Here is an 11,532-nt window from a genome sequence, read left to right on the forward strand (position 1 = left end):
CCAGTCTATGAATGAATCTGAGTTGATGAGTCCTGTGGTCATCATGGGTGTGGCCGGTTGCGGCAAGTCCAGCTTTGCGGCAGCTTTGTCGCAGGCGTTGGGCTGGCAGTTGATTGAAGGGGATGAGTTCCATCCGCCTGAAAACGTCAACAAAATGCGCGCTGGCATTCCATTGACTGACGATGACCGTGCAGGTTGGTTGGATGCGTTGGCCAATGAGCTGGTGCAATGTGGCCCGCATGCGGTGCTCACGTGTTCGGCCCTGAAAAAAGCCTACCGCGACCGTTTGCGCCAAAGCGTGCCGACCTTGCGTTTTGTGCACCTGGACCTCACGCGTGAGCAATCCATCGCACGTGTGACGCAACGACCAGGCCACTACTTTCAGCCCGCGTTGGTAGACAGCCAGTTTGCGGCCTTAGAAAAACCAGTGGACGAAGCCGGTGTGTTCACCGCAGACGCCACGCAAAGTATTGAAACGATCCAAGTGCAAGTGTGTGCTTGGTTGCAAGCCAAGGAGTGTGCATGAGTACAAATCAAACCACCTCACGCAGTCAGGCACTAGCGCACGTGATGATGGCCGCGTGTTTGGGTGTCATGGCGGTGGCCGTGTTTTTCAACGTGGTATTGCGCTACGGTTTTGGCAGCGGCATTGCGGCGAGTGAAGAGCTCTCGCGTTTGTTGTTTGTGTGGATGGTGTTCATTGGCGCCACCGCAGCTTATCCAGCGGGTGAGCACATGGCCTTCACCAGTTTCATTGCCAGTTTGCGCAAGCATCCAAACACCATCCAAGCCTTGACGATTTTGATACGGAGCTTGGTGATCTTGAGCTGCGTGATGTTAGGCCGTGGTGCTTGGCAACAGGTGGAAGTGGGCTTTGCCAGCAACTCGGTGGTGTTGGGTTACCCCAATTGGTTGCTGCCATTGCCTGTGTTGTTGTCCTCATTGGCGATTGGCTTGATGGCATTCAAAGAATTGATTCAGAACAAAGCTATGGACTTTGACCACGGCGTGGACGTGGAGTAAACAGCATGACACCAGAAGCACAAGCATTCATTGTTTTCTCGGTGGGCATGTTGTTGCTCATGGGCATTGGCCTGAACATGGCGTTTGCCTTGGTTCTCACAGGCGCAGGCATGGCCTGGACCCTTGATTTTTGGGACACCCAGTTGCTGGCCCAAAACTTGGTGGCGGGCGTGGACAGCTTTCCTTTATTGGCCGTGCCGTTCTTCATCTTGGCCGGTGAATTGATGAACTCTGGCGGCATCAGCCGCCGCATCATTGACATGGCCCAAGCGTGGGTGGGACACATCCGTGGTGGTTTGGGTTTTGTCGCGATTGGTGCTGCGGTGCTCATGGCCAGCATGAGTGGTTCAGCCTTGGCGGATACAGCCGCTTTGGCCACGATTTTGTTGCCCATGATGAAGCGTCAGGGCTATCCCATGCACACCTCAGCGGGGTTGATTGCCTCGGGCGGCATCATTGCCCCCATCATCCCGCCGTCCATGCCCTTTGTGATTTATGGCGTGACCACCAACACTTCTATTTCTTCCTTGTTTTTGTCTGGCATCGTGCCCGGCATCATCATGGGCATTGGCTTGATCATTGCGTGGAAGCTTCAACTGCGTCACATTGATTTGCCTCACGGCGAAAAACTTCCCTTGATTGAACGTTTGCACGCCACACGCAAAGCCTTCTGGGCCATGCTCATGCCGCTCATCATCATTGGTGGCATGAAGACGGGCATCTTCACGCCCACCGAAGCGGCCGTGGTCGCCGCGTTTTACGCCTTGGTCGTCGCGTTGGTGATTCACCGCGAAATGAAGCTGATTGAAATTCACGAGGTCTTGGTGCGTGCTGCCAAAACCACGGCGGTGGTGATGTTCTTGTGTGCGGGCGCACAAGTGGCTAGCTACATGATCACCTTGGCAGATTTGCCCACGGTGCTCACAGGTTGGTTGGGCCCGCTGGTCGAGAGCCCACGCGTGTTGATGGCGGTGATGATGATCACGCTGGTGCTGATTGGCACGGCGTTGGACCTCACCCCCACGATTTTGATTTTTGCGCCCGTGATGTTGCCCATCGCGGTGAAGGCTGGCATTGACCCCGTGTATTTCGGTTTGATGTTTGTGCTCAATGGCGCGATTGGTTTGATCACACCGCCTGTCGGCACTGTGCTCAATGTGGTGGCGGGTGTGGGACGTTTGTCCATGCACCAAGTCATCAAAGGGGTGAACCCGTTTTTGGTGACTTACCTCATCATCTTGACTGCGTTTGTTTTGTTCCCACAAATCGTGACCGCCCCTGTGGCGTGGATGCGATAAGTTTTTAACCCAAGGAGACTTCCCATGACTTTTCTTCGTCGAACCCTGATTGCTGCAGCCACCGTGGCCGTGGCCAGCGCCTCGTTTTCTGTCTTTGCGCAAGACATCAAGCCACGCTTGATTCGCTTTGGCTACGGCTTGAACGAGCAAAGCAACCAAGGCCGTGCAGCCAAAGTGTTTGCTGAGCAAGTGGAAAAAGCCTCTGGCGGCAAAATGAAAGTGCGCGCCATTGGTGCAGCAGCCTTGGGCCCAGACACGCAAATGCAACAAGCATTGATTGGCGGCGCACAAGAGATGATGGTGGGCTCCACCGCCACCTTGGTGGGCATCACCAAAGAGATGGCTTTGTGGGACACCCCGTTCTTGTTCAACAACGTCAAAGAAGCCGATGCTGTGCTGGACGGCCCCATCGGTCAAAAGGTGATGGACAAGCTGCAAGACAAAGGCTTGGTCGGTTTAGCCTATTGGGAAAACGGTTTCCGTAACCTGACCAACAGCAAGCGCCCCGTGACCAAGCTCGAAGACTTGAACGACGTCAAACTGCGCGTGATGCAAAACAATGTGTACCTCGACAGCTTCAAGATCTTGGGTGCCAATGCGGTGCCTATGCCTTTCTCTGAGCTGTTCAGCGCCTTGGAAACCAAAACAGTCGACGGTCAAGAGAACCCGTACAACACCATCTTGTCGAGCAAGTTCTACGAAGTGCAAAAGTACTTGAGCGTGACCAACCACGTGTACAGCCCTTGGATCGTCACAGTGAGCAAGAAGTGGTGGGATGGCTTGAGCAAGACCGAACAAAAAATCTTGCTCGACGCCGCACGCGTGAGCCGCGACTTTGAGCGCAAAGACACCCGTGACGAAGCTGCCAAAGCCTTGGGCGATCTGAAAGCCAAGGGCATGCAAATCAACGAGTTGTCGGTGGCTGAAACCAACCGCATGCGTGACAAGCTCACGCACATCAACGCAGGCATTGCCACCAACGTGGGCATGGACTTGTGGAATGACACACAGAAAGAACTGACACGTTTGCGTGCCAAGAAGTAATGTCTAAAGCTTCATGAGAAAAGCCACCCTCGGGTGGCTTTTCTTTTGTCTGTCGCGTGGTTTAGCCGGTGTTGCGCAACCCTGCCGCAATGCCGTTGATCGAGATGTGAATGCCGCGTTGGGCTTTCTCATCACGGTCTTGCGGACGCTTGCCTTCGCGGTAGCGGCGAATCAACTCCACTTGCAAATGGTGCAGTGGGTCGATGTAGGGGAAGCGATGGCGCATCGAGCGTTCCAACGCAGCGTTGTTGACCAAACGTTGTTTGTCACCCGTAATGAGCTTCAAAGCATCTGATGTGCGATGCCATTCGGCTTCAATCAAACTAAAAATCTTTTTGCGCAAACGGGCATCGCTCACCAACTCGGCGTAGCGTGAGGCCAGCCCCAAATCGCTCTTGGACAACACCATGTCGAGATTGGACAAGAGCGAGCGGAAGAACGGCCATTGGCGCTGCATTTTTTGCAGCAAGGCCAACGCATCTTTGGGCTTGAGCGTGGGGTGTTGGTGGATGAACTGGTTCACAGCCGAGCCAAAGCCCAACCAACCGGGTAAGGTCAAGCGGCATTGACCCCAGCTGAAGCCCCAAGGAATCGCGCGCAAGTCTTCGATGCGAGGCGATGCATTGCCGCTCTTGGGTCGTGCTGCAGGGCGTGAGCCAATGTTGAGCTCGGCAATTTCGCGCAAGGGCGTGGACGCAAAGAAATATTCGGTGAAGCCTGGTGTCTCGTACACCAAGCCACGGTAAGCGGCCATGCTGGCGTGTGAGAGCCACTGCGCTGCATCCAAAAATGCTTGTGGTGCTGGCTTGGTGGTTTGCAGCATCGTGGCTTCTAAAGTCGCTGCCACGAGCGTTTCTAAATTGCGACGGCCAATTTCTGGGTTGGCGTATTTAGAGCCAATGACTTCGCCTTGTTCGGTGAGGCGAATTTGCCCGCGCACCGTGCCTGGGGGCTGCGCCAAAATCGCTTGGTAGCTGGGGCCGCCGCCACGACCCACGGTGCCGCCACGGCCGTGGAACATGCGCAGGGTGATGTCGTGCTGCTTGAACAAGCCATCAAACAACGTGACCAATGCAATCTCGGCGCGGTACAGCTCCCAGTTGCTGGTGAAGATGCCGCCGTCTTTGTTGCTGTCGGAGTAGCCCAACATGATGTCTTGCTCGCCACCGCTGCGCTTGACCAAGTTGGCCACACCGTCAATCGCGTAAAAGCCACCCATGATGTCGGCGGCGCAGCGCAAGTCTTCGATGGTTTCAAACAAAGGCACGACGATCAGATCGCAGGTCGATGTTTTGCTGCCTGATGTGTTGCCTAGGGTGCCGCGCATCAAGCCGGTTTCTTTTTGCAGCAACAACACTTCGAGCAAATCGCTCACGGTTTCGGTGTGGCTGATGATGTAGTGGCGAATGGCGTCTTTGCCAAAAGTGTCCAGCATCTCGCGTGCGGTTTCAAAAATCGCCAGCTCTTTGAGCGCGAGTTCGGAGTAGCTCGCACCCATCACGCGCAGCGGGCGTGCGTCGTGCAATAACTTGTTCAGTACATCGATGCGTTGTGGTTCATTGAGCTTGGCGTAATTTTTTTCCACGCCTGCCGTGGCCAGCAACTCGGCCACCACCAACTCGTGTTGGTCAGAGCTTTGACGCAAGTCCACGGTCGCTAGGTGAAAGCCAAACACTTCCACTGCACGCATGAGCGGTGTGAGGCGCTGCGCCATCAAGGCGCTGCCGTGTTGGGCTTGCAGTGATTCTGAAATCACGCGCAAATCAGCCAGCAACTCTTGGGCCGAAAGGTACGCGTTTTGTGGCGCCACCGCATGGCGTGCGGCATCACCGCCTGTGAGGTTTTTGAGCGTAGCAGCCAAGCGCGCATACATGCCAGTCAGGGCGCGGCGATAAGGCTCGTCTTGGCGGTGTGCGTTGGTGTCGGGTGAACGATCTGCCAGTGCATGCATTTCAGGCGTGACATCGACCAACATGGCCGACATGGACAACTCGGTGCCGAGGTAGTGAATCTCTGTCAAATAGTGACGCAAGGCCACATCGCATTGGCGGCGCAAGGCAAAGCGCAAGGTGTCGGCGTTGACGTTGGGGTTGCCGTCGCGGTCGCCACCAATCCATTGGCCCATGCGCAAAAAGCTGTGCACGTGGGCTTGACCCAGCTCAGCTTCCAGGTCGGCGTAGAGCTTCGGGATTTCGCTCAAGAACGTGGATTCGTAATAGCTCAGCGCGTTTTCAATTTCGTCTGACACAGTGAGTTTGGTGAAGCGCAGCAAACGGGTTTGCCACAGTTGCAACACACGTGCGCGCAATTGCATTTCGTTGGCGGCCAGTTCGCGCAGCGCCAAAGCATCTGGTGCTTTGGCAGAAGCGTGCAGGGCAGAGCGAGATTTGATGTCGTCACGCAAGCTCAAGAGTTGTGCAATGCCACGCTCTGCGTCCAAGATGCTCTTGCGCTGCACTTCAGTGGGATGCGCCGTGAGCACAGGCGACACATGGCTGTGCGCCAATGTCTGCACGATGCTCTTAGGTGCGATGCCTGCGGCCTTGAGGCGGCTCAACGCCATGTGCAAGCTACCTTCTTGCGTATCGCCCGCACGTTCGTGTATCGCACGGCGGCGAATGTGGTGGCGGTCTTCGGCGAGGTTGGCCAAATGGCTGAAATAGGTGAATGCGCGAATCACACTCACGGTGGCTTCGGCGCTGAGTGAGGCCAAGAGTTTTTTCAGGGCTTTGTCGGCGCTGGCATCGGCGTCGCGGCGAAACGCCACCGAGAGCTTGCGCACTTGTTCGACCAACTCGTAGGCTTCTTTGCCTTCTTGTTCGCGAATCACATCGCCCAAGATGCGGCCTAAGAGGCGAATGTCTTCAACCAAGGGACGTTCGTTTTCTTTGGCTTGTGCTGTTGCTCTGGCAGTAGCTGATGGTTTGGCTTTGGCTGAAGTTTTGTCAGTCATGTATTGCTCGGTTTGTAAATGTTTTTTTATTGCCATTGCGTCAATGACAAAGCCTGCGACGCACCTTGCAGTGCCGGCGAAACAGGGCTATGAATCACCCAAGTCGGGACTTCTTGTAAATACTTCTTGAACCGACCTTTGGCTTCAAAGCGTTCACGAAATGGGGACGCATCAAAGCGCTCGCCCAAGCGCGGCACGATGCCGCCGCCGATGTAGATGCCACCGCGTGCACCCAGTGTCAAAGCCAAGTCACCCGCCACTGAGCCTAAGAAACCGCAGAACATATCTAGGGCTTCATTGGCTGTTGAGGTTGCTACTTCTTGTGCGCGCTCAATCACTTCGGCAGGCGTCGTGATTTCTCGGCCTTGGCCGTCTTTCAAATCACACAGCGCGTGGTATAGATCCACCAAACCCGCACCAGAAATGACGCGCTCGGCAGACACATGGCCGTAGCGTTTTTGCAGTTGTTGAATGGCAGCAAACTCGTGTTCCGTGGTCGCGGTCAAACTCACGTGGCCGCCTTCGCCGGCGATGGGCATCCACTTGTTTTGATAGCCCACCGGAAACAAACCCGACACGCCCAAACCAGTGCCTGGGCCAATCAAACCAATCGCGGCATCAGGTGCAGCGGTGCCGCTTCCCACTTGGCGTTTTTGTGTATCGGGCAATAGCGTGAGTGACAACGCGAGTGCGGTGAAATCGTTGAGCAACAGAAAGCGTGACACGCCCAAACCTTCGCGCAAAGCATTCACTGAAAACTTCCAGTGGTGGTTGGTCATGGCCACTTGGTCGCCGGTGACAGGGTTGGCAATGCCAAATGCCGCGCAGGGTGGGGCGCTTAAGCCTTGTGCGTTGAGATACGTTTGTGCTGCTGCCAACAACGATTCGTGTTCGGCACAGGGCAGTACTTGCACGTGGGTGATGGGTGCATCTTCAAGCGCTTGCCAACCAAAGCGGGCATTGGTGCCGCCGATGTCGCCGAGCAAGCGCGGATACGCCTGCGCATGGGCCACGGCGGGGTCGCGTGACTCAAACATGCATCAGGCTTTCAGGCGTGCCGCTTCGGCGGCTTCGATGTCCTTGGCCATTTTTTTGCCCAACTCCACGCCCCATTGGTCGTAGGCGTGGATGCCCCAGATGGCGGCTTGGCAGAACACTTTGTGTTCGTACAAGGCCATGAGCGCACCCATGCTGCGTGGCGTGAGCGCATCCACCCAAATGGTGGTGCTGGGCACGTTGCCGGGGTAGCTGCGGTGTGGGGCCAAACGTTGCACTTCAGCTTCGTCCATGCCGCTGTCGCGTAGCTCACGCATGGTTTCTTCAGGTGTGCGACCAATGGCCAAAGCTTGCGCTTGGGCTTGCATGTTGAGCAACACCACGCGGTGGTGTTCAGCGGCAAACGGCAAGGGGCTGCGCTCGGTGCGCAAACCAATGAAGTCCATCGGTACCAAGTGCTTGCCTTGGTGGATGAGTTGGAAGTAAGCGTGTTGCCCGTCGATGCCTAAGCCGCCCCACAACACGGGCGCCGTGGCGACTTCAACGGGGCTGCCATCGACGTGTGTGCCTTTGCCGTTGGACTCCATGTCCATCTGTTGTAAGAACGAGGCGAACTTGCCCAAGGGCGAAGCGTAGGGCGCAATGTTGTGCGTGGTCGCGCCTAAGAAATTGCGGTTCCACACGCCGAACAATGCCATGAGCAAAGGCAGGTTCTGGTCAGACGGTGCAGTCATGAAGTGCTCGTCCATCGCGCGTGCACCCAAGAGCATGTCTTGGAAGGCAAACGCACCGATGGAGATGGCCAAAGGCAAACCAATGGCAGACCACACCGAGTAGCGGCCACCCACCCAATCCCAAAAACCAAAGGTGTGCTCAGGCGTGAAGCCTTGTGCTGCAGAAATGTGTGGGTTGGCCGTCACCGCAATCAGGTGCTTGCCCAGTTGGTCTTCAGGGCAGCCACCGTCGGTCAACCAACGCTTAGCCGAAGCAGCCAAGGTCATGGTTTCTTGCGTGGTGAAGGTTTTGCTTTGCACCACAAACGCGGTGCGCGCAGGGTTCAGGTAGGCGAGTGCGGTGTACAGGCTCCAAGCATCCACGTTGGACACATAGTGCACGCGCACTTTGTTTTTGAAGCTGTCACGCGTCAAGTGGCTGAGCGCTTCGGTGGTCATACGAGGACCGAGGTCTGAGCCACCAATGCCAAGGTTCACCACATCGGTGATGGATTCGCCGCCATGGCCTTTCATGTGGCCTTCGCGCACTTTCTCGGCAAAGGTACACACGCGGTGCAACTCATTGGCCACTTGCTTTGAAATTTCATGGCCCCAAGGTGGGTTGGGTACATGGCTGCCACGCAAAGCCACGTGCAATACCGCGCGTTGTTCGGTGGCGTTGATGGGCTCGCCTTTGAACATGGCTTGTGCTTGTGGCATGACTTGCGATTCGTCTGCCAAAGCCAAGAGCTGTTGCATGACTTCGCGTGTGACGCGTTGACGCTCGTAGTCGATGCTGATGCCAGCGCCACTGGCGTGCAAGGCCGTGTTGCGTTCGGCACTCTTGAGCAACTCGCGCAAATGCGGTTGTGGGCCTTGGGCCAAGGCTTGCAGGGCTTGCCAAGCTTGGCGCTTTTGGGGAGGGACGAATGAAGTCATGTTTGGATTTTCGTCAAATTTAGTGCGTTTCTAGTCGCAGTCGAATGAAACTTTTGATGTGACAGTTGAATTAACTTAAACAGCAGCCGCGTCGGTGGCTTCACGCGCCAAGCGCGTGATCTCGGCCCAATCGCCGCGTTCCACCACATCGACAGGCGTGAGCCATGAGCCACCGACCATGCCCACATTGGGTTGCTTTAAGAACTCACCCATGTTGGCCAACGACACACCGCCTGTGGGGCAAAAGCGCATATCGCCCAAGGGGCCGCCCATGGCTTTGAGCATGGCCAAGCCACCGGCTTGTGCTGCGGGAAAAAGTTTGACCAAGCCAAAGCCGTAGTCGCGTGCCGCCATCACTTCGCCTGGCGTCATCACACCGGGCATGAAGGGCAGTTTGCATTGAATGGCGGCTTGCACGAGCGCATCGGTCATGCCAGGCGACAGCGCAAAGCTGGCACCTGCGGCTTGCACGCGGGCCATTTCTTCGGCGCGTGTGACGGTGCCCGCGCCCACATGCATGTGCGGCACGTGCTTGGCCACTTGTTCAATCGCTGGCAAACCTGCGGCATGGCGCAAGGTGATTTCCATCACGTCCACACCCCCTTCGAGCAGCGCGTGGGCCATGGGCACCGCTTGGTCAGGATGGGTGATAACGATGACAGGCACCACGCGTGAGGTGAACGCGGGGCGGGTGAATGCGGGGTTGAGTTGGGTCATATCAAGTGAGCTTTAGATGTTTGTGAACAAAGGCGATGCGCCTTCTTCGGCCAGCGCAGCATTGGCGCGGAACAGCGCAAAGATGTCACGGCCTGTGCCGTGTTGGTTGCCAGACAAATCAGGGGTGGGGGCGGTGCGTGCGGCAAGTTCAGCATCGCTCACCTCAAGCTGCAACGTTTGTGTATCGCAGTCGAGCGCAATCATGTCGCCACTCTGCACTTTGCCAATCAAACCGCCGTTCACAGACTCTGGGCTGAGGTGAATCGCCGCCGGCACTTTGCCTGATGCGCCCGACATGCGTCCATCGGTGACCAAGGCCACTTTGAAGCCTTTGTCTTGCAACACGCCCAACACAGGCGTGAGGCGGTGTAGCTCGGGCATGCCGTTGGCTTGTGGGCCTTGGTTGCGCACCACGGCCACAAAGTCGCGTTCCAGCTTGCCATCTTTGAATAATTGGTTGAGTTGTTTTTGATCAGTCAGCACGATGGCAGGCGCACGCACTTGGCGGTGCTCTGGTTTGACGGCAGAGACTTTCACCACGGCTCGGCCCAAGTTGCCTTGCAACAAACGCAAGCCACCATCGGTGCTGAAGGGTTGCGTCACAGGACGCAACACAGCTTCGTCAGCTGACTTAGCTGGCACATTGCGCCAATCGAGTTGGCCGTTAAGTGCGGGGTTGAGCCAAGGCTCAACGGTGTAACGATGCAGGCCTTGGCCCATGATGGTGTGCACATCGTCGTGCAACAAACCTGCGCTGAGCAACTGGGCCATGAGATAACCCATGCCACCCGCGGCTTGGAAGTGGTTCACATCGGCGTTGCCGTTGGGGTAGACACGTGCGAGCAAGGGTACGCAAGCCGAGAGATCCGCGAAGTCATCCCAGTTCACAAGAATGCCTGCCGCGCGGGCCATGGCCACGATGTGCAGCGTGTGGTTGGTCGAGCCGCCGGTGGCCAACAAACCCACGATGCCGTTGACGATGACCTTGGCGTTGATTTGGTAACCCACACCTGTTTCTTTGTCATGTGACAAAGCCACGGCACGTTTGACGGCATCTACCGTCAGGGCTTCACGCAACGGTGTGCCTGGGTTCACAAATGAGGAGCCGGGCAAGTGCAGGCCCATGATTTCCATGAGCATTTGGTTGGAGTTGGCCGTGCCGTAAAACGTGCACGTGCCTGCGCTGTGGTACGCCGCTTGTTCGGCTTCGAGCAACACCTCGCGGCTGACCAAGCCTTGTGCGTATTGCTGACGCACTTTGGCTTTCTCATCATTTGACAAACCTGATGTCATCGGGCCAGCAGGCACAAACACCGCAGGCAAATGGCCAAACTGCAACGCACCGATGAACAGGCCGGGCACGATCTTGTCGCATACGCCCAAGAACAGCGCGGCATCAAACACGTTGTGCGACAAACCCACGGCAGTGGCCAAGGCAATCACATCGCGCGAGAACAGTGACAGCTCCATGCCGTCTTCGCCTTGCGTCACGCCATCACACATGGCAGGCACGCCGCCTGCGACTTGGGCTGTGGCACCTGCGGCACGTGCGGCCGCACGAATTTTTTCTGGGTAGTGCTCATACGGCTGATGGGCCGAGAGCATGTCGTTGTACGCCGTGATGACGCCCACATTGGGCTGACGCTCTTGGCGCAACACCAGCTTGTCGTTGGCAGGCATGGCCGCATAAGCGTGCGCTGCATTGGCGCAGCCCATGCCACCGCGGTAAGGGCCGGGCTTTTTGGCTTTGGCCAAAACGTCTAAATAGGCTTGGCGTGTTTTGGCGCTGCGTTGCTCAATGCGTGCAGTGACGGCGGCGAGGGTGGCATGTAAAGGTACGGTCATAAAA

At 56.7% G+C, this 11,532-nt stretch carries 9 protein-coding genes; 4 read left to right on the plus strand and 5 right to left on the minus strand.

Translation table 11 applies throughout. The features are described from left to right. Positions 1-7: 7 nt before the first annotated feature. From LINBF2_RS05865 to LINBF2_RS05880, 4 genes are read left to right on the plus strand one after another with little or no spacing between them, the layout of a single operon-like run. Positions 8-526 carry a gluconokinase gene (locus LINBF2_RS05865; RefSeq protein WP_281891148.1) on the plus strand — a complete coding sequence of 173 codons (519 nt, stop codon included), beginning with the start codon at positions 8-10 and terminating at the stop codon, positions 524-526. Further along, complete coding sequence (locus tag LINBF2_RS05870) at positions 523-1,023, plus strand: TRAP transporter small permease subunit (protein WP_281891150.1); 501 nt, start codon at positions 523-525, stop codon at positions 1,021-1,023. Before LINBF2_RS05865 ends, LINBF2_RS05870 begins: the two co-directional genes overlap by 4 nt. Positions 1,024-1,028: 5 nt before the next feature. Next, on the plus strand, positions 1,029-2,321 hold the full coding sequence (locus LINBF2_RS05875; protein ID WP_281891152.1) for a TRAP transporter large permease subunit: 1,293 nt from the start codon (positions 1,029-1,031) through the stop codon (positions 2,319-2,321). Positions 2,322-2,345: 24 nt separating this feature from the next. Further along, the gene (locus LINBF2_RS05880; RefSeq protein WP_104797470.1) at positions 2,346-3,365 is read left to right on the plus strand and encodes a TRAP transporter substrate-binding protein; all 1,020 of its coding nucleotides are present in this window, start codon (positions 2,346-2,348) and stop codon (positions 3,363-3,365) included. A gap of 61 nt (positions 3,366-3,426) precedes the next feature. Here the strand turns inward: LINBF2_RS05880 and ppc are convergent, their stop codons facing one another. The 5 genes from ppc to edd all read right to left on the minus strand — a co-directional run bounded on the left by ppc (position 3,427) and on the right by edd (position 11,528). Next, positions 3,427-6,318 (minus strand): phosphoenolpyruvate carboxylase, encoded by a 2,892-nt coding sequence (gene ppc, locus LINBF2_RS05885; RefSeq protein WP_281891154.1) that lies wholly within the window; start codon positions 6,316-6,318, stop codon positions 3,427-3,429. 26 nt (positions 6,319-6,344) lie between these two features. Continuing rightward, the gene (locus tag LINBF2_RS05890) at positions 6,345-7,355 is read right to left on the minus strand and encodes a glucokinase (RefSeq protein WP_281891156.1); all 1,011 of its coding nucleotides are present in this window, start codon (positions 7,353-7,355) and stop codon (positions 6,345-6,347) included. 3 nt (positions 7,356-7,358) lie between these two features. Beyond that, on the minus strand, positions 7,359-8,966 hold the full coding sequence (pgi, locus tag LINBF2_RS05895; RefSeq protein ID WP_281891158.1) for a glucose-6-phosphate isomerase: 1,608 nt from the start codon (positions 8,964-8,966) through the stop codon (positions 7,359-7,361). A gap of 75 nt (positions 8,967-9,041) precedes the next feature. Then, complete coding sequence (gene eda, locus LINBF2_RS05900; RefSeq protein WP_281891160.1) at positions 9,042-9,683, minus strand: bifunctional 4-hydroxy-2-oxoglutarate aldolase/2-dehydro-3-deoxy-phosphogluconate aldolase; 642 nt, start codon at positions 9,681-9,683, stop codon at positions 9,042-9,044. 12 nt (positions 9,684-9,695) lie between these two features. Further along, the gene (gene edd, locus LINBF2_RS05905) at positions 9,696-11,528 is read right to left on the minus strand and encodes a phosphogluconate dehydratase (protein WP_281891163.1); all 1,833 of its coding nucleotides are present in this window, start codon (positions 11,526-11,528) and stop codon (positions 9,696-9,698) included. Positions 11,529-11,532: the final 4 nt, after the last annotated feature.

The organism is Limnohabitans sp. TEGF004, assembly GCF_027924965.1.
Classification (GTDB): Bacteria; Pseudomonadota; Gammaproteobacteria; order Burkholderiales; family Burkholderiaceae_C; genus Limnohabitans.